This is a genomic window from Hyphomonas sp. CY54-11-8 (assembly GCF_000682735.1).
GTDB lineage: Bacteria > Pseudomonadota > Alphaproteobacteria > Caulobacterales > Hyphomonadaceae > Hyphomonas.
In genome coordinates, this window is record NZ_AWFD01000002.1 from 46,755 (window position 1) to 68,492 (window position 21,738).

General features: G+C 60.0%; 22 protein-coding genes. 10 read left to right on the forward strand and 12 right to left on the reverse strand.

What is annotated here, in order from left to right; all coding sequences use genetic code 11:
* Positions 1 to 115 precede the first annotated feature (115 nt).
* Together purC and purS are read left to right on the forward strand one after the other, a co-directional pair.
* Positions 116 to 889 (forward strand): phosphoribosylaminoimidazolesuccinocarboxamide synthase, encoded by a 774-nt coding sequence (gene purC, locus HY17_RS03705; protein ID WP_034762844.1) that lies wholly within the window; start codon positions 116 to 118, stop codon positions 887 to 889.
* A gap of 92 nt (positions 890 to 981) precedes the next feature.
* A complete protein-coding gene (gene purS / locus HY17_RS03710) occupies positions 982 to 1,227 on the forward strand; it encodes a phosphoribosylformylglycinamidine synthase subunit PurS (RefSeq protein WP_034762847.1) in 246 nt (81 codons plus the stop codon).
* Here the strand turns inward: purS and HY17_RS19155 are convergent.
* Positions 1,218 to 1,775 carry a hypothetical protein gene (locus HY17_RS19155; RefSeq protein WP_051599631.1) on the reverse strand — a complete coding sequence of 186 codons (558 nt, stop codon included), beginning with the start codon at positions 1,773 to 1,775 and terminating at the stop codon, positions 1,218 to 1,220. The two genes, purS and HY17_RS19155, sit on opposite strands and share 10 nt — an antisense overlap.
* 166 nt (positions 1,776 to 1,941) lie before the next feature.
* Between HY17_RS19155 and HY17_RS03720 the strand changes: the two genes are divergently transcribed.
* Positions 1,942 to 2,550: a TetR/AcrR family transcriptional regulator gene (locus tag HY17_RS03720; protein ID WP_051599632.1), complete on the forward strand. Its 609-nt coding sequence runs from the start codon at positions 1,942 to 1,944 to the stop codon at positions 2,548 to 2,550.
* A 37-nt stretch (positions 2,551 to 2,587) separates the two neighbouring features.
* A complete protein-coding gene (locus tag HY17_RS03725) occupies positions 2,588 to 3,394 on the forward strand; it encodes a 1-acyl-sn-glycerol-3-phosphate acyltransferase (RefSeq protein WP_034762850.1) in 807 nt (268 codons plus the stop codon).
* Here the strand turns inward: HY17_RS03725 and HY17_RS03730 are convergent.
* From HY17_RS03730 to HY17_RS03770, 9 genes are all read right to left on the reverse strand, one after another.
* Complete coding sequence (locus HY17_RS03730; protein ID WP_034762852.1) at positions 3,391 to 3,888, reverse strand: DNA-deoxyinosine glycosylase; 498 nt, start codon at positions 3,886 to 3,888, stop codon at positions 3,391 to 3,393. The genes HY17_RS03725 and HY17_RS03730 overlap by 4 nt on opposite strands.
* A 28-nt stretch (positions 3,889 to 3,916) precedes the next feature.
* Complete coding sequence (locus HY17_RS03735) at positions 3,917 to 4,276, reverse strand: iron-sulfur cluster assembly accessory protein (RefSeq protein ID WP_034762854.1); 360 nt, start codon at positions 4,274 to 4,276, stop codon at positions 3,917 to 3,919.
* 35 nt (positions 4,277 to 4,311) lie between these two features.
* Entirely contained in the window at positions 4,312 to 4,695 is a 384-nt protein-coding gene (locus tag HY17_RS03740) for an SUF system Fe-S cluster assembly protein (protein ID WP_034762856.1), read from the reverse strand.
* Between the two features lie 9 nt (positions 4,696 to 4,704).
* A complete protein-coding gene (locus tag HY17_RS03745) occupies positions 4,705 to 5,940 on the reverse strand; it encodes a cysteine desulfurase (protein WP_051599635.1) in 1,236 nt (411 codons plus the stop codon).
* Positions 5,925 to 7,151, reverse strand: a complete 1,227-nt coding sequence (locus HY17_RS03750; RefSeq protein ID WP_034762858.1) for a SufD family Fe-S cluster assembly protein — start codon at positions 7,149 to 7,151, stop codon at positions 5,925 to 5,927. Before HY17_RS03750 ends, HY17_RS03745 begins: the two co-directional genes overlap by 16 nt.
* Positions 7,148 to 7,909: a Fe-S cluster assembly ATPase SufC gene (gene sufC / locus HY17_RS03755; protein ID WP_034762860.1), complete on the reverse strand. Its 762-nt coding sequence runs from the start codon at positions 7,907 to 7,909 to the stop codon at positions 7,148 to 7,150. Before sufC ends, HY17_RS03750 begins: the two co-directional genes overlap by 4 nt.
* An 86-nt stretch (positions 7,910 to 7,995) precedes the next feature.
* A complete protein-coding gene (gene sufB, locus HY17_RS03760) occupies positions 7,996 to 9,558 on the reverse strand; it encodes a Fe-S cluster assembly protein SufB (protein ID WP_051599636.1) in 1,563 nt (520 codons plus the stop codon).
* A gap of 5 nt (positions 9,559 to 9,563) precedes the next feature.
* Positions 9,564 to 9,788 carry a hypothetical protein gene (locus HY17_RS03765; protein WP_034762862.1) on the reverse strand — a complete coding sequence of 75 codons (225 nt, stop codon included), beginning with the start codon at positions 9,786 to 9,788 and terminating at the stop codon, positions 9,564 to 9,566.
* The gene (locus HY17_RS03770; RefSeq protein WP_233348609.1) at positions 9,788 to 10,954 is read right to left on the reverse strand and encodes a cysteine desulfurase family protein; all 1,167 of its coding nucleotides are present in this window, start codon (positions 10,952 to 10,954) and stop codon (positions 9,788 to 9,790) included. The genes HY17_RS03765 and HY17_RS03770 overlap by 1 nt, the downstream gene beginning before the upstream one ends.
* A gap of 87 nt (positions 10,955 to 11,041) precedes the next feature.
* On the opposite strand from HY17_RS03770, the gene HY17_RS03775 reads away from it, so the two are divergent.
* On the forward strand, positions 11,042 to 11,719 hold the full coding sequence (locus HY17_RS03775; protein ID WP_034762866.1) for an alpha/beta hydrolase: 678 nt from the start codon (positions 11,042 to 11,044) through the stop codon (positions 11,717 to 11,719).
* Here HY17_RS03775 and HY17_RS03780 read toward each other — a convergent pair.
* Positions 11,716 to 12,891: an anhydro-N-acetylmuramic acid kinase gene (locus HY17_RS03780; protein ID WP_081812960.1), complete on the reverse strand. Its 1,176-nt coding sequence runs from the start codon at positions 12,889 to 12,891 to the stop codon at positions 11,716 to 11,718. The two genes, HY17_RS03775 and HY17_RS03780, sit on opposite strands and share 4 nt — an antisense overlap.
* A 14-nt stretch (positions 12,892 to 12,905) precedes the next feature.
* On the opposite strand from HY17_RS03780, the gene tyrS reads away from it, so the two are divergent.
* On the forward strand, positions 12,906 to 14,156 hold the full coding sequence (gene tyrS / locus HY17_RS03785) for a tyrosine--tRNA ligase (RefSeq protein WP_034762868.1): 1,251 nt from the start codon (positions 12,906 to 12,908) through the stop codon (positions 14,154 to 14,156).
* Positions 14,157 to 14,159: 3 nt separating this feature from the next.
* Here the strand turns inward: tyrS and HY17_RS03790 are convergent, their stop codons facing one another.
* Positions 14,160 to 17,543: an AsmA-like C-terminal domain-containing protein gene (locus tag HY17_RS03790; protein ID WP_034762871.1), complete on the reverse strand. Its 3,384-nt coding sequence runs from the start codon at positions 17,541 to 17,543 to the stop codon at positions 14,160 to 14,162.
* Positions 17,544 to 17,639: 96 nt separating this feature from the next.
* Here HY17_RS03790 and bcp point away from each other — a divergent pair, with 96 nt between their 5' ends.
* From bcp to HY17_RS03810, 4 genes are all read left to right on the forward strand, one after another.
* Entirely contained in the window at positions 17,640 to 18,110 is a 471-nt protein-coding gene (gene bcp, locus HY17_RS03795; RefSeq protein ID WP_034762874.1) for a thioredoxin-dependent thiol peroxidase, read from the forward strand.
* A 197-nt stretch (positions 18,111 to 18,307) separates the two neighbouring features.
* A complete protein-coding gene (locus HY17_RS03800; protein ID WP_034762876.1) occupies positions 18,308 to 19,537 on the forward strand; it encodes a M23 family metallopeptidase in 1,230 nt (409 codons plus the stop codon).
* Complete coding sequence (locus HY17_RS03805; RefSeq protein WP_034762877.1) at positions 19,521 to 20,057, forward strand: polymer-forming cytoskeletal protein; 537 nt, start codon at positions 19,521 to 19,523, stop codon at positions 20,055 to 20,057. The genes HY17_RS03800 and HY17_RS03805 overlap by 17 nt, the downstream gene beginning before the upstream one ends.
* 185 nt (positions 20,058 to 20,242) lie before the next feature.
* Positions 20,243 to 21,730, forward strand: a complete 1,488-nt coding sequence (locus tag HY17_RS03810) for a S10 family peptidase (RefSeq protein ID WP_197020219.1) — start codon at positions 20,243 to 20,245, stop codon at positions 21,728 to 21,730.
* Positions 21,731 to 21,738: the final 8 nt, after the last annotated feature.

A 21,738-nucleotide genomic window follows, 5' to 3' on the forward strand; every position in this document is an offset into this window, starting at 1 on the left:
TTGTTTCCCGCGACGGATTGGCGTAACAGGAGCCGCTAGCGGAGGGGCTGCGGCGATTCCTGTCCAGTGAGACCGTCCCGGCCCCATTACAGGGGCTCATGAAAGGGGTTTATCCATGAACAAACGGCGTGTCGTTTATGAAGGCAAGGCCAAGATTCTCTATGAGGGTCCGGAGCCAGGCACCCTTATTCAGTATTTCAAGGATGATACGACGGCTTTTGACGCCCAGAAGCGCGCTGTTCTGGATGGCAAAGGCGTTCTGAACAACCGCATCAGCGAGTTCATGATGACCCGCCTGGCTGGCGTTGGCATTCCGACCCACTTCATCCGCCGCCTCAATATGCGTGAGCAGCTGATCAAGAAGGTCGAGATCATCCCCCTGGAGGTTGTGGTGCGCAATGTGGCTGCGGGCTCTCTGGCCAAGCGTCTCGGCATTGAAGAAGGCCAGGTCCTGCCTCGTCCGATCGTCGAGTTCTACTACAAGGACGATGCGCTGCATGATCCGCTGGTGACAGAGGAACACATCGCCGCCTTCGGCTGGGCCGGCCCTCAGGAATATGACGATCTGGTTTCCCTCGCCCTGCGCGTGAATGATTTCATGTCAGGCCTGTTCGCAGCCGTGGGTATCCGCCTGATCGACTTCAAGCTGGAATTCGGCCGCTATTTCGAGGGCGATGCGGAGATCCCGCGCATTCTGCTGGCCGACGAGATCAGCCCAGATTCCTGCCGCTTGTGGGACTTCGAAACAGACGACAAGCTGGACAAGGACCGCTTCCGCCGCGACCTCGGCGGGGTAACAGAAGCCTATGCAGAAGTCGCGCGCCGCCTCGGAATTATCCGGGAATCCGGAGAAACCGACAACGTCGTCAGCTTCAACAGCGGCAAGTAAACCGGACTACCCTGTTACTGCCGAAAATATTCCAATCGCCGGGCAATTGCGCTAGATGAGGCGCGACTCGCACCCCGCCAGGAGACCATCGGATGAAAGCCATTGTGCATGTTGCCCTGAAGAACGGCGTGCTGGACCCTCAAGGCAAGGCAGTTGCCGATACGCTGGCACGTATGGGGTACAAGGAAGTGGAAGGCGCCCGCATCGGCAAGGTCATTGAACTCGACCTCGAAGATGGGCTCAGCGAGGCAGACGCAAATACCCGCGTCAAAGAGATGTGCGAGAAACTCCTCGCGAACACTGTGATCGAAAGCTATCGCATCGATCTTCAGGGCTGATCGGCTTCCTCGTCCTTGCGCACATAACGCCCGACAAACCAGTCAGACCATTTGCCCGTTTCGGTGTCTTTTTGCCGGAAGTGCTGTGTGACTGAGCCATCTGCATTCAGAGTCCACTCCCCCGTGAATGGCGCCACGCCGACTCCACCACGATTGCGGATCTCTCCCTCCAGCAGCATGGATCCGGTATCGGTCGGCCCGCCGGAATAGTCGATTATACCGCCTGCATTCACCCAGATCTGGCGCCATTTCCCGGTACCGGGATCGAAGAAATTGTAGCTTTGTCCGGTACCGCCCCCGCTATTGGTCCAGTGCTCAATCAGGAGACAACCATGCTCCGCTGGCTGGATCGAATTCGTGCCCGCGAGATTTCCGGCCTGGTCGTAAACGTTCCAGTCCCCAATCCAGAAATCGAACTGGTGATAAACCGCGTCACTGCATGGCGGCGGTGGGTTAGCGGCTGGCGCCGGCGTGGATTGACCGGCCTCGACGGTTAAAGCCAAACAGGCAGTCACAGCAAGCGCCGGTAAGACGAGTATTTTTCGCATGGGGCTTCTCCGGTATCTTCCAAAAGAAAGCCAGACATAGCTCCCATAATCAAATCACTATCGATTTCCGGATAGGCGTTCTGGTCTCAACACCAAAATATAAGTGAGCATTCACTTGCATATATTGCATTTCGTGCTATCTGTTTAAGTGAGCACGGAGCCTTCTATGACAAGAAATATCGCGGCGACCAATACCACTGCCAAGAAAACGCGGGCGCGTAATGCGCGGCCAAAAATCGAGCGCGCGGCGTTGAAACTCTTCGTCCATGAGGGGGTGGATGCCGCAACAACGCGAGAGATCGCTGAAAAGGCCGGCGTGTCGGAAGGAGCGCTGTACCGGCACTACAAAGGCAAGGACCAGCTGGCCCTCAGTCTGTTCATGGAAACCCACAATCGCCTGGGCCAGATGATGCAAGAAGCCCTCTCCGGGGACGGCACGCTGGAAGACAAAGTGCACGCAGCCGTGAAAGCCTATTGTGAACTGGCGGATGAAGACTTCCTTCTGTTCTCTTTCCACCTTGTCTCACTCAACCGGTACCTTCCCTACGATAAAAAGCGCGAGGACGATCCCGTCTCCATTACAGAACGCATCATCGACGGATTGATGAATGAAGGCATGATCCCAAAAGGGGACCCTGCGCTGAAAGCGGCGATGGCACTCGGTGTGGTGATGCAGGCCGGTCAGAACAAGATCTACAACCGGTTGCCCGGTCTTTTCGCTCAGCATGCTGACGCTATGGCACGCGCCGTCGTGGCCGTGCTGAAATCAGAATAATCGCCCACGATTGCCACAAGACAAAAGGAAACTCGCCATGCGCGCAGCCCTGTTTACATTTGTCTATTACCTGCTTTCTGCCCTTTACGTTCTGACCTCTGTGCCCTTCCTCATTCTGCCAGGGCACACACCAGTTCGGGCGATCATCCGCAGCTATACCCGCGCCATGAACCTGAACCTTCGGTGGGTGGCAGGTATCCGCAAAGAAGTGCGAGGCCGGGACCAACTCCCCGAAGGGGCATTTATCCTTGCATCAAAGCACCAGAGCTGGGGGGACGGCTACCTTGTGTACCCGGAGGTCAAGAATCTCGCCTTCGTGACGGGTGACCATCTGGAGAAGTTTCCGCTCGTCGGCGGTATCCTGCGCAAGCTGGGAGCCATTGTAATCGACACCTGCGGTGGTGGGGACCGCAAGGCGGCATCCCTGCGCGAAGGCATGGAACGGGCCAAGCAGGACGGCCGGCGCATTCTCATCTATCCCGAAGGTCATCTGGCACCGGTCGACTATCACTTCCGTTACAAGCCCGGCGTCTGGCACATGGCGCAGGCCATGCAGGCACCAGTCGTACCGGTCGCGACCAATATCGGCCTATACTGGCAGCAGCAGGAAAAGGAAAAACGTGCCGGCACGGCGGTCATCGAATTCCTCGAGCCTATCCCCTGGAACTTGCCGAAAGAGGAATTCATGGAACGCCTCACTGAAGTGGTGGAACAGCGGACCGCTGAACTGGTCGCAGAAGGCCGCGGCACGCCGGTCAAACGCGCCACTCTGATCCCTGATCCGCCGAAGGGCATGGAAGCCAGCCCGACGATGTCCGATCTCGCGGCCTTCAAGAAGGCTTAGGCAACCGGTCCGAGCAGCGCCGCCCGCCACAATTCGCATTTCCGTTCGAAAGTCATCGAAGCATAGGCCGGGCTCGTGGAGGGCACAGCTGTCGATACAGCGCCGGCGGGTGAATATGCAGCGGCGTATTTGTCGAAACTCTTCGCAGCCTTACCGCCATTCAGTGCGATACGGCGGATCTTTGGATGAGTGGCAAAGAAGTCCGAAAAATCGTTCGCCACTTCGGCCTTGATGTTCGCGTCGAGGCTACCTTCGCGCCGGCAAAGCTGCAGGACATCCCAAACTGCAACGCCATTTTCCATAAGGATCGCCTGGCGCTCAGCATAGGGCTTTTCCGGTCCTGCTCCGAACAGTTCACCCATGATCGGCCAGAACGCGTTCCGGCCGTGGGCATAGTACTGACCTGCTTCCAGGGACGCGACGCCAGGCATACTTCCAAGAATAAGACGCTGAGCGTCCGGCGCGGCTATCGGATCGAAGCCCTGAATGATCAAGGCAGACCTCCTGCCCAGTGGGTCAGCTTTACGCTTCAGCGGCAGGGACGATCGTCACGCTCTCGCCACAGCCACAGGCATCTGTCTGGTTTGGATTGTTGAAGACAAACTTCTCGTGCAGCGGCGTCACTTCAAAATCGACTTCACTGCCTAGCAGGAAAAGTACAGCTTTGGCGTCAATCAGGATGGTGACGCCATTGTCTTCGACCACTTCGTCCAGCGGTTCCGGCGCCATGGCATAGTCCATGACGTATTCCATGCCGGCACAGCCGCCATTCTTCACGCCGACGCGCAGATAGCCTGCGCCGCGTTCTTCCATGATCTCTTTCACACGCGCGGCAGCGGCGTCTGAGAGCTTTACGGGCTTGGGTCTTGGTCGTCTGGCCATGAGGGAAAGATAGGGGCGCACCCCTTCCCGTTCAATCAAAGCATGTTCAGCGCGAGGCGGGCTTCGTCGGACATGCGCGACGGATCCCATGGCGGATCGAAGGTCAGCTGGACTTCGACATCCTTCACGCCTTCGACGGTGCGGGCGGCATTCTCCACCCATCCCGGCATTTCGCCGGCCACCGGGCAACCGGGCGCAGTAAGTGTCATTTCGATATCGACCTTGCGGTCATCATCGATGTCGACTTTGTAGATCAGGCCAAGTTCGTAGATGTCGACCGGGATCTCCGGATCGAACACGGTCTTGAACGCAGCGATCAGCGCATCGGTGATCTGGTTCAGCTCATCCTGTGGAATCGCTGAAGGCGCTGCAGTTTCAGCGGCAGCGTCCACGTCTCGGGAGGTCATGTCATCGGCCATATGAGCCACCTATACCAGCATTTTCCGGGCCTTGGCGAGCGCCTCTATGAAGGCATCGACTTCGGCCAGGGTGTTGTAGATGGCGAAGGAGGCGCGGGCTGTCGAGGGGACGCCGAGATGTTCCATCAGCGGCTGGGCGCAATGATGTCCTGCGCGGATCGCGACGCCGTAGCGGTCCAAAATCTGAGCAATATCATGAGGATGTGCGCCTTCGAGGCTGAAGGTCAGCACGGCACCCTTGCCCGGCGCTTCGCCATGGATCCTGAGGCCGTTGATGCCGCGCAGCCCCTCCACGGCATGACTGTACAGGACCATCTCGTGTGCATGCACTGCTTCTGAGGGATGACTGCGTATCCAGCCCAGGGCTGCACCAAGGCCAATCGCTTCCAGGATTGGCGGGGTGCCGGCCTCGAATTTGTGCGGGGCCGTATTGTAGGTGACGCGGTCGCGGGTGACGATCTCGATCATCTCCCCGCCGCCCTGATACGGTCGCGCCCGGTCCAGCGCTTCCGCCGTGCCATAGAGCACACCGATGCCCGTTGGCCCGTACAGCTTGTGGCCGGTCATGACATACCAGTCGACACCAAGCGCCTGTACATCCACCGGGATGTGCACAGCGGCCTGGCTGCCATCAGCCAGCACTTGTGCACCGGCGTCATGCGCCAGCCGCACGATTTCCGCCATGTCGGTCACCGTGCCCAGCACGTTCGACATGTGTGTCATGGCGACGAATTTCGTCTTCGGCCCGATAACCTCCGCCAGTTCGGCCATGTCGAGCGCGCCATCATCGGTCAGGCCGACCCAGCGCAGTACCGCGCCGTGGCGTTCACGCAGGAAGTGCCAGGGGATGATGTTCGAATGATGCTCCATCACCGACAGGACGATCTCGTCGCCGGGCTTGATCTCGCCCGCCAACGCCGAGGCAACCAGGTTGATCCCCTCGGTCGATCCCTTGGTGAAGATGATGTTCTCGTGGCCGGGGGCGTTGAGGTAGGCCCGCGCGGATTCACGCGCCGCCTCATAGGCTTCGGTCGCCTCGTTCGACAGCGTGTGGATACCGCGGTGCACATTGGCATAAGCGGTACGCGACTGGTTCGCGACCGCATCGATCACGGCATTCGGCTTCTGGGCACTTGCCGCATTGTCCAGATAGACCAGCGGATAGCCGTTCACTTCCCGCGACAAGATCGGGAATTCCGCCCGGATGGCGTCGATATCCAGAACCGTACTCATCGTGCCAGCCATGCCCGCGCCTGCACCCGCAGGACGTCTTCCAGCTCGCCCGCCTCTTCCAGCGCCTCGGCGATGAAGGCTTCGGTCAGCAGGGCGCGCGCCTCTTCTTCGGCAATGCCACGCTGGCGCATGTAGAACATCTGGTTCGCATCGAGCGCACCGGACGTGTTGCCGTGCGCGCATTCCACGTTATCGGCATAGATTTCGAGTTCGGGCTTCGCGAAGACTTCGGCGCCCTCCTCTAGCAGCAGCGCATTGTGCTGCATGTCGGCATCGGTCTTCTGGCCGACATTTCGCGGCACGAAGAACTTGCCCTGATAGACACCGCGCCCACCGTCCAAAACCGCGCCCTTGGTCAGCTGGCGCGTCACGCAGGACGGCGCACCATGGCGCACTTCGGTTGTGATGTCGGCATGATGGCCGTCTGCGCAGAGATAGGCTGCGTTCAGCGTGGCCTTCGCGCCGGTCTCCTGATGGGTCAGGCGCGTTTCCAGCCGCGTGAGCTTGCCACCAAAGGCCAAGGTCGTCTGACGATAGTCGGCGCCTTCATCGAGCTGGACAGCAGCCGTTGCCGCCAAAACCTCTGCCTTCCCGGTCCGCTGGTAGACAGTGCGCGAACACTCCGCGCCCGCCTGCAGCGAGAATTCCATGAGCGAGGCCGTGAAGCCCGCACCGCCGAGATAGGACTCGCTGACGGCCAGCTTGGCTCCGGGCCGCACGATAATCTGGACGCGGGCAAAGTTTGCTTCGCCAGCGCCGGAGAAACGGAAATGGAGCCGCGGCAGGTCCTGCCCGGTCACTTCAATCATCAGCGTGCCAGGTTTGGTCTTGCCGCCAGCCAGAGCCGCGGCGAGCGCGCCAAGCGGCATGTCTTCCGATGCGCCAAAGGCTTGCGCCTCCGGTTTGGCCAGCACGCGGATGCCTTCCGGCAGGCTCTCCGCCCAGGTGAAGCCGGTGGGCGTGAAGCTAAACAACACGGCGTCGTCTGCTGGCAGCGGGTCTTGCGCGGTACCAGGCTGCGCCGGGGTTTCGATCACAGGAAGCGACGCCTTGAAGTCGCTCCAGTGCCAGCCTTCCACACGACGGTGAGGCAAGCCGCCCTTGGCAAAGGCTTCAAACGCTCGCTCGCGGCGCGCGTCTTCCGGCAGCATGCCGTAGCGCGCGATGAGCTCCAGCTCCGCCGCGTTGGGGTTGGCAATCAGGTCGCGCAGCGCGGTGCTCACACCGCTTCTCCCACGACGCCTTCATAGCCCTCGGCTTCCAGCCGGTGGGCGAGGTCCGCCCCGCCGGTCTTGATGATGCGGCCGGCGGACAGAACGTGCACCTTGTCCGGTTTGATATAGTCCAGCAGGCGCTGATAGTGGGTGATTACCAGCATGCCGCGCTCCGGGCTGCGCATGGCGTTCACGCCTTCGGCCACGGTTTTCAGCGCGTCGATGTCGAGGCCTGAATCGGTCTCGTCGAGGATCAGGAAGTTCGGCTCCAGCATCATCATCTGATAGATTTCGAGGCGCTTCTTCTCACCGCCCGAGAAGCCGACATTCACCGGGCGCTTCAACATCTCCGCATCCAGTTTCAGCTGTTTGGCAATTTCGCGGGACTTCTTGATGAAGTCTGGCGCGGAAATCTCGTCCTCGCCGCGCAGCTTGCGCTGGGAATTCATGGCCGTCCGCACGAAGGTCATCACCGGCACGCCGGGGATCTCGACCGGGTACTGGAAGGACAGGAACATGCCTTTGGCGGCGCGCTCTTCCGGCTCCATAGACAGGATGTCTTCGCCGTTCAGCGTGACGCTGCCGCCAGTGACTTCATAGCCGCTGCGGCCGGTCAGCACATAGGACAGGGTGGATTTGCCGGCGCCATTGGGACCCATGATGGCGTGCACCTCACCTGCGGGCACCTCAAGGGTCAGCCCGTTGATAATCTGCTTGGCCTCTTCAGCCTCGCCCACGGTGGCGGTCAGGTTCTCAATCTTCAACATGGGGCCGATGTAGGACCGACCGGGCCTCAGGGAAAGCCCTTAGGTCAGGAATGGGGTGTTCAGAAAAGCTATTTCGCCTGCCAGTTCTAGCCGACACTGCCTTCGAGGCTCACTTCCAGCAGTTTCTGGGCCTCTACGGCGAACTCCATCGGCAGTTCCTGCAGGACTTCACGGACAAAGCCGTTGACCAGGAGGGCAACCGCCTGCTCCTCGCCGAGACCGCGCTGGCGGGCGTAAAAGAGCTGGTCTTCGGAGAGCTTGGTCGTCGTCGCCTCATGCTCAAGCTGTGCGTCGGCGCGGCGATTCTCGACATAAGGCACCGTGTGGGCACCGCAGCGGCCGCCGATCAGCAGGCTATCGCACTGGGTGAAGTTGCGGGCCTTCTCGGCACGCTTGTTGATCGAGACGAGGCCGCGATACGTGTTGTCAGACTTACCGGCGCTGATGCCCTTGGAAATGATCCGGCTCTTCGTGCGCTTGCCGAGGTGGATCATCTTGGTGCCAGTGTCTGCCTGCTGGCGGCCATTGGTGACAGCGATGGAGTAGAACTCGCCCACGCTGTCGTCGCCGCGCAGGATACAGGACGGGTATTTCCAGGTGACGGCAGAGCCGGTTTCGACCTGGGTCCAGCTGATCTTGGAGCGAGCGCCCCGGCAATCGCCGCGCTTGGTCACGAAATTGTAGATGCCGCCCTTGCCATCTTCATCGCCGGGCCACCAGTTCTGGACGGTGGAATATTTGATTTCGGCATCGTCGAGGGCGACCAGTTCCACCACGGCGGCGTGGAGCTGGTTCTCGTCACGCATCGGCGCGGTACAGCCTTCGAGATAGGAAACATATGCACCTTCGTCGCAGACGATCAGGGTACGTTCGAACTGACCGGTATTTTCCGCATTCATGCGAAAATAGGTCGACAGCTCCATCGGGCACCGCACGCCCTTCGGCACATAGACGAATGTGCCGTCCGAGAACACGGCGCTGTTCAGCGTGGCAAAGAAATTGTCAGACTGCGGAACGACAGTGCCGAGATATTTCTTCACCAGCTCCGGATGCTCGCGCACGGCTTCGGAGATCGACATGAAGATCACGCCAGCCTTTTCCAGCTCCTTGCGGAACGTGGTGGCGACGGAAACCGAATCGAAGACGGCATCGACGGCAACGCGCGGGGCCTCACGGGCAGCAGCCGCGGTCTCGGCAGCGCCTTCCACACCCAGCAACACTTCGGCCTCTCGCAGCGGGATGCCGAGTTTCTCGTAGGTCTCGAGGATTTCCTTCGGAACATCATCGATGGACTCATACTTCGCGCCGCTCTTCGGGGCCGCGTAGTAATAATAGGCCTGATAATCGATCGGCTCGTACCGGACCTTGGCCCAGGTCGGCTCTTCCATGGTCAGCCAGCGGCGATAGGCAGCAAGGCGCCAATCCAGCAGCCATTCCGGTTCTTCCTTCTTGGCCGAGATGAAGCGGATCGTGTCTTCCGACAGGCCCTTCGGCGAGAACTCCATGTCGATGGCGGTGGAGAAGCCAGCGGAATAATTCTCGGACTCGAGCGCCTTCGCGGCCTCGACCGTTTTCGCGTCGATACCTTCCTTGACCGTCACTTCCGTGCAGTCGTCTTCGTGCTCGTCCGTTCCGCCGCAGCAGTCCATCTTACTTATTTGTCCTCATCGGTCTGGCCGGTGCTACGCTCATGCCGCGCCTTGTCCAGCCGCTCAAAGCAGGCTCGACGGGCTTCGACGTCGACCTCCTGCTCGCAGGCCCTGATTGCTTCGCGGTCGTAGAACCCACTCCCGAACACATTCAGCGCAGAGCAGCCAGACATCACCAGAGTGCTCACCAGCACCGCGATTGGCAGAATACGTTTGCCTGTCAGTCGCATCAGGTTGTCTCCTTCTGTACTGCGCGCTCGGCCGCCTTCAGCCATGCATCCGCGACGCCGTCAAAGTCTGACGGCAGTGTACTCCATCCAAAGCTGGTGCGGATTGCCGATTCTGCAAGGGTGTCATCCGCGCCCATCGCCATGAGGACAAGGCTGCGTTTGACCTTGCCGGAGGAGCAGGCGGAGCCCGCAGAGATGCACACGCCTGCCAGATCCATGGCCATGACCTGCGTTTCCGCGGAGAAGCCCGGCTTTGCGAAATTTGAGACGCCCGAGAGCCGTGGGGCTCGCTTGCCAGTAACCAGCACACCGCCTTCAGCTTCGAGGCGGGCCTCCATGGCATCACGAAGAGGGCCAAGCGCCGCGTATTTCGACAAATCGCGCATGGCCGCCTCAATCGCTGCACCAAACCCGGCGATCGCAGCGACATTCTCCGTACCGGAGCGGAGCCCTCGCTCCTGCCCGCCGCCATATTGGACGGCTTTCAGCGGCGCACCGGCCCGGTGCCAGAGGGCACCTGCGCCCTGCGGCCCGCCGATCTTGTGGGCGCTGACAGCGAGGTAGTCGACGCCCAACAGACCCACATTCACCGGTATTTTTCCAAGGCCCTGGACTGCATCGCAGATGGTCAGCCCGCCAGCTTCGCGAACCAGCGCGGCGGCCTCTGCGACCGGCTGGATGATGCCCGTCTCGTTGTTCGCGAGCATCAGGCACAACACAGGCGTGCCTTTGGCAGCATGATTCCATGTCTTCAACCGACCTGCGAGGTCTTCCAGGTCCACCGTCCCGGCAGAGGTAAGGTAGGCCGTCTCCATCACGACGCCGGAATGCGCCGCGGCCTTGCCAATGGCTTCATGCTCCAGCGCCGAAACGATCAGCGTGCATTTGCCCTCAAGTCCTGCCACTGCGCCGTGGACCGCCAGGCTGTCGGATTCGGTGCCGCCGGAGGTGAAAACGATGTCCTCCGCCCGGCTGCCGATGGCACCCCCCAGCACCGAGCGCGCCCGCTCGACAACGCCACGCGCCGCGCGCCCAGCCGCATGCACAGAGGACGGGTTTACGGCCCCCATGTCATAAACGGCGAGCATGGCCTCGCGCGCTTCCGGGCGCAGCGGGCTGGTCGCATTGTGGTCGGCATAGATCATGCGCCCCATATAGCCTTTCATGCGCATGGGTGCACCTGCAGAAAAATTTGCTTTTCAGTGCGCGTTTGGCTTATCACCCGGCGCTTAACCCGAAATTCCGAGGATGCCATGGCAGAACTCATCATTCCGGGCCCTCAGGGCCGTATCGAAGCGCGTTACACAGAGCCGCCATATGATGGCGCGCCGATTGCGTTGATCCTCCATCCCCACCCGAAAGCCGGTGGCACGATGCAGGACCCGATCTCGATCATGTTGTACCAGATGTTCGAGAAGCATGGCTTCGGCGTTCTGCGCTACAATTCCCGCGGCGTCGGCCGCAGCCAGGGCCAGTATGACCAGGGCATTGGCGAACTGGAAGACGCCGCCTATGTTCTTGATTACATTGAAAACATGGCAGAAAGCCCACGCTATGTCTGGTGCGCCGGCTACTCTTTCGGCGCCTGGATCACGCTTCAGCTGCTGATGCGCCGCCCGGAAATCGATGGCTTTCTCGCCATCTCGCCGCCGGCCAACCATTACGACCTGTCGTTCCTGGCCCCGTGCCCGGCGTCCGGCCTGATCGTGTCCGGTGACAGTGATGCGGTTTCTTCCCCGGAAGATGTGGAGCGCGCTCTCACCAAAGTGCGGGTCCAGAAAGGCGAGGAAATCGAGCGGACCACCGTGAAAGGTGCGAACCATTTCTACCAGGATCGCCGCGAAGAACTGATCGGCACCTGCGAGGAATACCTGCTTCGCCGCCTTGCTGCCGCCGAAGAGAAACTGCGCCTTGAAGCTGAAGGCGACTAAGCCAGCACAATTCCACCCGTCATTGGTTCCGGCACGCCCGTCGTGCCGGGCCAGCTGATGGGCAGGCCCCGAGCCGAACGCGCAGCCAGATAGGCAAAGGCTTCAGCCTCGATACTGTCACCTCGCCATCCGGCCGCCTCCGCACTCAGCACGGGGCACGGCAATGCCCGGGCGAGGGCATCCATCAGCGCCGGATTATGGCGCCCGCCACCGCAGGCAATGACCCGGGAAGGCACTTCCGGAAGTTGAGAAACACCCGCAGCGACAGCCCGCGCCGAAAACTCTGTCAGGGTCGCTGCGCCATCTTCCACGGACATGCCCTCAACCATGGCGGCCGAAAAATCATAGCGGTCCAGCGATTTGGGCGGCGCCTCGCTGAACCAGTCATGCTGCAACAGCCGCTCAAGCAGCGCCTCGTCCGCCGTGCCGGTCTTCGCAAGGGCGCCGCCAAAATCATGCGTGCCTCGCCCATGCCCTTCGACCCATTCGTCAATCGGGCCATTTGCCGGGCCAGTATCGAAGGCAATCAGCGTACCGTCAGCCAGTTTGGCCGTGATGTTCGCCACACCGCCAAGATTCAGGACGCAAGCCGCACCATCTCCCAGACGCTGCAGGAGTGCTGAATGATAAGCCGGGGCGAGCGGCGCGCCCTGCCCGCCTGCGGCGACATCCGACGTCCGGAAATCGCAGGCCAGCGGCACACCCAAAGCCGCCTGCATGGCAGGCGCATTAATCAGCTGCAGCGTTGCGCCCGGTTTGCCGGGCACAGGACGCCGATGGAGAACCGTCTGGCCATGCACGCCCGCCAGCACCGGCGCCGGACCAGACCAGGCCGAGAGCAATTGCTGCATGGTTTCAGCATGCGTCTGCGTGACGACCGCTTTCGCCGCCTCAAAGGCCGATTCCGGCTCGGGGCCGGACCAGTTCCAGGCGCGGGCCGCATCTGTTGCCTGCTGCAGGATACGGCGTTCCTCAGGCAGGTATTTACGCTCGGCTGTCGCGCCAAACTCCAGCACCTGCTCGCCATTCGTCAGGATCAGCGCTGCATCCACAGCGTCCAGAGAGGTGCCGGACATGAAGCCCGCCACCCATTTTGGCCCAGAATCTGAGAGGGAATCTGAAATCGCGGTGTTCAAGCGGCTCCCTTTCCGTGCTACGCGCCCTGCCTTCACGGAGACACGAGAAGATGAGCGAATACAAGTCGGAATTCCTGAAGACGCTGCAGACGCGCGGCTTCATCAAGCAGGTCACTCACCCGGCCGAGCTTGACGCCTATTGCATGGCGGGCGTTCCAATTGCGTATATCGGCTTCGACGCGACGGCGGACAGCCTTCACGTCGGCTCGCTCCTGCAGATCATGATGCTGCGCCACCTTCAGAAGGCCGGCGGCAAGCCCATCGTCCTGATGGGTGGCGGCACCACGAAAGTGGGCGACCCGACCGACAAGGAAAAGTCCCGCCCCCTGCTGACAAATGAGCAGATCGAGGCGAACATTGCCGGCATCAAGAAAGCCTTCGAACCGTTCCTCACCTTCGGCGACGGCCCGACCGACGCCATCATGGTCAACAATGACGACTGGCTGGGCAAGCTCGGCTACATCGAACTGCTGCGCGAAGTCGGCGTGCACTTCACCATCAACACGATGGTGAAACAGGACACGGTTGCCCGGCGTCTGGCCAATGAGCAGCCCTACACCTTCCTCGAATTCAACTACCTGCTGATGCAGTCCTACGACTTCCTTGAGCTGTTCCGCCGGCAAAATTGCCGTCTGCAGCTCGGCGGATCTGACCAGTGGGGAAATATCGTTGGCGGCGTGGACCTCGTTCATAAGGCAGCGGGCGGTGACGTTTTCGGACTCACAGCCCACCTGATCACGACCGCTTCCGGCGGCAAGATGGGCAAGACGGCCGATGGTGCGGTCTGGCTGAATGCAGACCGCAAGAGCCCCTACGAATACTGGCAGTTCTGGCGTAACTGCGAAGATGCCGACGTCGGCCGCTTCCTGCGCCTGTTCACCGAGTTGCCGCTGGATGAGATCGAAGCACTGGAAAACCTTGAAGGTGCCGGGATCAACAAGGCCAAAGTTGCACTTGCCAATGCAGCGACAACAATGCTGCACGGCGAAGCGGCAGCAAAGGAATCCGAAGCGGCAGCGTCCGCTGTATTTGCCGGAGGCGGAACAGCCGCCGCCTTGCCGACCGTGGAGATTCCGTCTGCGGAGCTGTTCAGCGATTATCTGGTTGCCGCGGCTTTTACAGCCGCAGGCCTGACAGAAAGCAATGGTGAAGCCCGCCGACTGATCAAGCAAGGCGCCGCGAAGATCAATGACCAGCAGGTGAAAGATCAGAACGCTACGCTGGCGGAATCCGACGTGGTTGACGGCACGATCAAGCTGTCCGCCGGCAAGAAACGCCATGCACTGGTAAAGCCAGCCTAACCCCTAGAACTCTTCGTCTGGAATGGGCGGCAGCTCCGAGGGGATCGGCTCATCCGGCGGGCGCGGCCTGGCTTCCGGGATCCGCGTATCCGACGGGTTTTCAAAGATCCGTCGGATGACGCCCGGTGCCAGCGCGGAAAGCGGATTCACCGAGACGTTCGCTTTCTCCATCGTGCCGCGGATCGCATAGGTAAGCGAGAACACGCCCTCACCGTCCCGGCCGACAACCAGATCCCCCAGGATCGGGATTGTTCCGAGGGCGGAGTTCATACCGAAGCTTGGCACGAGGACGCCGTCGAACTCGATCGTGCCGTCCTTGGCGTCGAAATAGCCGTTCGTCGTGAGGCCGAGAGCAGGCCCCTGTGCTTTTGCACCTGATACGACGTATCGCTCCCCCGCCACGGTCAGCGGAATATCCAGCCGGGAGAACAAGACGCCCTCTCCGCCGAGCGTATCCGCCAGTCCGCGCAATGACGCGAGCGAGAGAATTTGCGTCAGGAAGGGTGCATTGTTCAGACGGGTGTTGGTGATGGAAATATCGAACTTGGACGGCTTGTTGTCGTTCGCCAGCATGCCATCCATTTCCAGCTTGCCGCCATCGAGATAGTCGATGCCGAGGAAAGCGCTGGCGATGAAGCCTGCATCTCCACTGGAAACATGGAAGGTCGCCGCCTGGCCACCATTGGTGTCGAAACGCGCCTCAAAGGGGGATCCATCGGCAGCGAGACCTGTGGCCTTGAAAGTCTCTATGCCGGCGGCGCCGGTGGCCATGGAGAACTTCGCCTCCGTCATGTCGAGGCCGGGGCGCAGGGTGAGCGTGTCGACATTCGCCGAAACGCGAATGGGCGTTTTACTTCCTGCATCATCCGCATCCCCAATGGCACCTACACCGGGCATCGCGCCGGAAAGATCCAGATAGGTGCCGGTCAGGCCAAAATTGAGCGCACCGTCCCTGCGCGTGACGGTTCCGCCGACATCCGCCTTGTTCTTCAGATAAGCCCGACGCAGCGTCGCGGAAACAAGTTTGGAATCGCCACCCAGCGTGAAGTCACCGTCGAGATAGGCGTCGTCCGCATGGAACACCACTGTGGCCGTATAGCCTTCTTCGAACCCTTCATAGTGAACCGAAGCCTTGGCCGGCTTGTCCCGTCCTTTCACCCAGCCGATCTCGGAAAGATCCAGTCGGGATTCGGTCAGGTCCAATGCGGTGTCTGCAATGATGCGGGATCCCTCCCCGATTTCAGCCTGCACCTCGATCGGGATTTCTCCTGACAGATAAGCACGGCCCAGAACACCGAACTCGTTCAGGAAGTCCGGCGTAACAATACTGGTCGCCGACAATAGCGATGGCTGGTCACTGTCATTGAATGCATCGCGCCAGGTGAATTGAACAGGAGACGGACCAAGGTTTCCAAAGCCGGAAATGGTCATGCCGTCCTGGTCAACATTCACTTTCGCCGAACCTTCCGTCAGATCGAAGCCAAGCGCAGCATCCCTGAGCCCAGCCTCAGCGACGTTGCCGATCGCAGTGAACCGGATATCTTCATACGGAACATCGTCCAGCGCAGGCCGGAACATTTCGAAAGTCATTTCCCCGTCGCCAGACAGGCGCGCAGGGTCGAAATCGATTTCAAGGCGAGAGTCGACCAGCATTTTCATGATCAGAGAAATGGGCCCATGACCGCGCGCAAAAACCCGGAAATCTCCACCGCGAACATTGAATGCTGGCATCAGAAATGCGCCCTCGTCGAGGTCCCACCCGCCATATTCGCCGGAATCCAGCGTCACCCGGAAAGAGTTGCCGGTCAGCCACCCAGTCCCGCGTCCTTTTTCGACGGGAGGAAGGTCCGACAGGAATTTCACCCAGGCGTCTTCCGCTACGAAGGTAAGCTCAAGGTCTGAATCGCGCAGGTAGCCGTCTTCGCCAAAGCTGTCGCGCTTCAGGTCGATATGGCCTTTGATGTCCTTAAGTGCGCCGGCCTCGACATGATCCCGCGCGAAGTTCCTGCCACCGGTCCCAAGCCCAACGGGCCAGAACGCCATCACCGTATCCTTGGTCACATCCCCGCTGGTCTCCAGAGCGATGTGGCCGAGGACCGGCGGCTCACCCTCCTGCTGGTCCTGCGTAAGGCCAATGTTACCCGTCACAAGAAAGCCTGCGTCCTGCTCCATAAACACGAGGGCGAGCTCGTCGACTTTCCGGTCAGCGACACTCATCAATCCGGACGCCTTCAGGCCAGTCAGGGTAATTGGACGCTCGAACACCGGCGTGAAATCCAGCGTGAGCTCTTCACTCGAGAGCTCAAAGTCGTGTGCGGACTGTCCTTGCAGGATGTCTTTCAGCGTCAGGCTCGCCTGTCCGCTGGCCGGACCAACCTTGTCGCCCGTCACGTCCACCCGCATCGTGTCGTCATTGGCAAGATAGGTCGCGGTGACATCGAGCCCTTGCACGTCAAGACCACCAGCAAACGGCATGTGACCTTCGCCCATATTGGAATGAAAGGCGATCTCGCTGATGCCGGTGGCCTGAGCGTAGTCGAGAGTCACATCGGCATTGGCGGGCAGGCCATCGAAGGCATCCACTTGCGCACCGAAGCGGGCCGCCAGATCCGCCAACGGCCAATCCGCCACCGCGAACTCTGCATGCAGCTTTTCCTCAAGCGTGTAGGAGCGGATCGTCGCCGCCAGCCCGCCTGGCAAACCCGCGCCCGCGCCAGTCCCGGCCGCGCTGACCAGGATACCGTCCTCCTCACGTGAAATCCGCCCCTTCGCATCTGTTATGTCGAGAACGGGTTGCTGGTTGCTGTCCCGGAGACGGAATTCGAAGCCGGCAAAGCCCAGATATTCGAGCGCATAGTTCTGCTCGCCCTGCTTCAGCGCCTCCAGGATCGGCGGAATCACTTCATTAGCGCGCTGCAGCCACTCCTGCGGGGTTTCAGGCAGCTTTCCGACAGGGATTTCCGGCAGAGGCTCACCGCCGACAAACCAGGTGGAGGGTGTTTCCTGGTCGATATTGACCCAGCCATCCTCGAGATCGAGGCGAAGGACTTCTATATCGCCCAGAACCAGCGATGATCCTGAAAGGACGATATTGGCATGTTGTGCTTCCGCACTGACATTGCCTTTCGCATCCATCATCTGGAGCCGTGATCCGGAAATATGGAGACGTTTGTCTTCCGCCGACCATTCGAGCTGCACTCCGCCGAGGCGCACCTCCCGTCCATCGCGCGCTTCTGTCATTGCGCGCTCCAGGTCGTCCCGGAACATCGACAGGTCCATCGGGCCGGAATAGAGCCGGGCGGCGAGCAATCCCGCTGCCACAAACACAAGCAGGATCAAACCGCCGAGGATTTCGAGAAAAATCAGTGAGGCGGTCTGGCGGACCAAGGGCGCGCTCCGTACAAGTCGGGTCCAGTCATATACGCCGTTCAGCGCTGTGTCTGGTATAAGCAGTACAGCCGGAGCGCACCATAGGAGGATTACATGGCAATCGGGCCCAAAGAAGGCGGACGTGCCCCGAATTTCAGCATGGATTCAACGCAAGGGCCGATAAAGCTCGGCGACTACAAGGATCAGGTGTTGGTTCTCTACTTCTATCCGAAGGACGACACGCCTGGCTGCACGACCGAAGCGAAAGACTTCACAGACCTTGCACAGGAGTTCGAAAAGGCCGGCGCGAAAGTCGTGGGCGTGTCTCGTGACACGCTGGCGAAGCACGAAAAATTTGCGGCAAAACATGATCTCGCCGTGACGCTTGCGTCGGACGAAGACGGCAAGGTTTGCGAAGCCTACGGCGTCTGGGTCGAGAAGAAGAATTATGGCCGGACGTATATGGGAATCGAGCGCTCAACATTCCTGATCGGACCTGACAAAAAGGTAATCCGAATCTGGCGAAAAGTGCGCGTCAAAGGCCATGCCGAAGATGTACTCAATGTCATCAAATCGGGCGCCTGAAATCTGGCCTCGTGCAAACAATTTTCCCATGTTTAACAAGCCTTTTACCCTCATGGGCGAAAATTTACATGAATTCTGTGCCCGAGGGGTTACACCTCGTATCGAAATCGGTATGTATTATCTTCAAGGGTTTGGGAAACCTGCTGTAGTGACTGCTGCAGTGGGGGCGTGATTTTCCGGTTCTACGGGTGGCGTGAATGGCGAAGTTGAGCGCGAATCTGAAGGCGGCCTTCAATAAAGCCTTCCCTGAGCGTCAAATTTACCATCGTAGCGGCGGCACAGTCCGCTATATTTCTGTGTCTCCATGGCAGCAGGCGATTTTTGCTGCGGGCATTGCCGCCCTGGCAGGATGGACCGTTTTTGCGACCGGCTCCTTTGTCCTCAGTGGCGGTAGCAGCGCCCTTTCCGGTAATCCGGATGGCCGCGAACTCGCCAAGTATGAGCGCTGGGTTCAGGAACTGCGCGCCAAGGATGCGCTGTCCCGTTCGCTGCTGGAAGAACGTACCGACGCCTTCCAGAAAGAAACCGTGGAGTGGGAAGAGCGTCAGAAGGCCCTCGAAGACCTCTACAAGCAGCTTAAAGGCGAGGACGACCTCGAAACGTCTTCCCTGAAGGGCGATGGCGCTGCGCTGCTTGTGCAGGCATCTATCGAAGAAGCCGACAGCCGTCAGTCGCGTGAACCTGTCCGCATCACCGCCCAGTTTGAAACAGCCAGCTCTCGCGGGTCGGTGCGAGCCCTGAAAATGGATCAGGAACGCATTCTAGATGAAGCCGAGGAAATCGCCACGGAGCGCACTGAACGCGCCCGGGGCATCCTGGCACTCACATCCGTTGGCTCAGACCGAATCGTGGCCAGCAGCGAAACGGGCGGACCGTTCATTTCGCTCGCCAATGCGACCGCCGGGCCCGATCTCAGCAATCTCTCGCTGACCGATACCACTTTCTATTCCCGCCTGTCGCAGACTCAGGCGCGCGTCGCGGAAATGCTTTACTATGAGGACATTGTTTCCTCACTGCCGCTGGGACGCCCCGTCGGGGTACCGTACCGGCTGACCAGTAATTACGGCGTTCGCGTCGATCCATTCAAGAAACGCCCAGGCTGGCACAACGGCATCGATATGGCGGCTTATCACGCAGCCCCGATCGTCGCCGCAGGGCCTGGCGTCATCTCTTATGCAGGTCCCCGTTCGGGCTACGGGCGGCTTGTAGAAATCGACCATGGGCACGGCTTCAAGTCGCGCTATGGCCACCTCAGCGGAATTACGGTAAAAAAGGGACAAACCGTGGAGGTCGGCGATCTTGTGGGCAAGATGGGTACAACCGGTCGAAGCACGGGGGACCACCTTCACTTCGAAGTCTGGTTTAACGGCAAACCTTATGATCCAATAAAATTCCTGAAAGCAGGCCGTCATGTTCACCAAGAGTAACAAACACAACGATACGCCGCCGGCTCCTGAGCCAGCAAAGGTCCAACCTTCCGTCGATGCCATCCGTGGCGCCGCTTCAAAGCCGGCTGCCCGGGCTGCGTCCATCATTTGCGCAGACATGAAGATCAACGGTTCGGTGACCTCTGAAGGCGCACTGCAGATCGACGGCACCGTCGATGGCGACGTCGCCGCAACCGACATCACGATCGGCGCTTCCGGTCACATCACCGGCGAAGTGAAAGCCGAAGTCGTGAAGGTCAAAGGCCGTATCAAGGGCTCGATCCGTGCCCGTAAGGTCGAGCTTGAGACGGGTGCTCATGTGAAGGGTGACATCGTGCACTCCTCACTGCAGATCCAGTCCAACGCTGTGTTCGAAGGCCAGGTGAAGCATTCCGAGGATCCGCTGAAGGATGCCGCACCGCGCGCTGCCGCCAGCGATGCTCGTCCTTCTACTTCGCCGTCGTCCAGCGCGGCCCCGAACGCGACCAGCGGCTTCGGTATTGCACCGACCGCTTCCTGATCGGTCCTGCTTCTGAATTGAGACGCCGGCATCAAGAGATGCCGGCGTTTTTCTTTGTTTCGCAAGACATTGGCCTGAGCCCTGGTCTTGCCCGGCGTTTTCCACCTGATAGGGTCCGCCGCAATCGTGATTGCGGAGTATCTGATATGCGTGCGTGTTTGATTGCCTTAGGTCTGGCCCTGTCCATGGGACCCGCATTTGCTGAAGAACCGGCAAGACCTGGAACGTCTGAACCCGCCGCCAGCAAAGCAGATATTCCTGAGGCGAAAGTCTTCACTTCCGACCACACGTTCAAACTTCGCGGCCAGACCATCAAGTACAAGACGATCGCGGGTGAAACCTATCTCCGGGATGAGAAAGACGAGCCGACCGCATCCATCTTTTCGGTGGCCTATATCCGTGATGGCGTGAGCAATCCGACCACCCGCCCTGTGACGTTCGTCTTCAATGGTGGCCCTGGGTCCGCGTCGCTGTGGCTGCACATGGGCGCCTTCGGACCGAAACAGGTGATCACGCCATCGGACGCGCGCGGTGTCGGCGCCCCGCCCTACACGATCCAGGACAATCAGAATTCACTCCTGGACGTCAGCGATCTGGTCTTCATCGATCCCGTCGGGACGGGTTACTCTCGTCCGCTGGGAGACACAGAAGGCAAGGAGTTCTACGGCGTCAACGAGGACGCGGAGAGTATTGCCGAGTTCATTCGCATCTGGCTGACCGAAAATGGCCGTTGGAACAGCCCGAAATTCCTGGCCGGTGAAAGCTACGGAACCACCCGGGCGGCTGCCCTGACGGAGAAGCTGCAAGGCGGCTGGAACGGCATCGGTCTCAATGGTGTCATCCTGATCTCGGCGATCCTCGACTTCCAGAACGCCCGATTTGCGCCTGGAAATGACTCCGCGCATATCTCTTTCTTCCCAACAGAAGCAGCCATCGCCTGGTACCACGGCAAGGCAAACAAGGCACGATGGAACAATAATTTCGATGCGTTCGTGGCTGACGCCCGCAACTATGCGACAGACACATTGGCCCCGGCCCTGATCCGCGGTTCCACTCTTACCGCAGAGCAAAAGAGCGCCATTGCCGCTGACATGAGTGACTATCTGGGCGTTGCTGCGAAGTGGATTGAGCTGGCCAACCTGCGAGTGGACCCAACGCGGTTCCGCAAGGAGCTGCTGCGCAATGAAGGCTATACGGTTGGGCGGTTCGATGGCCGCTACAAAGGCATCGACAGCGAAGGCACGTCAGACACACCTGAAAATGATCCATCCGGATACGGAATGGATACAGCCTATGTCGCTGCGATCAACGACTACTTGACCCGCGAGCTGGACGTGGATTTCACGCGCCCCTACAAAGTCCTGACTGGCGGACCGGGTTCCCAATGGAACTGGAGCATGAGCGAAGGTGGCTGGCCTGCTTACGTGAACGTCACCCCCTGGCTTGGAAAAGGCATGCGTGAAAACCCGGATCTGAAGGTACTTCTCGCCTCAGGCTGGTACGATCTGGCGACCCCGTTCTTCGGTGCCGAAATGGCCATGTATCAGAATGGCGTCGTTCTTGATCGGGTTCAGTTCGATTACTACGACGCCGGTCACATGATGTACCTGAAGGAATCTGACGGCACGAAGCTCTCCGACGACGTCCGTAAATTCATCGAGGCTGGCCAGTAAGCTCCATC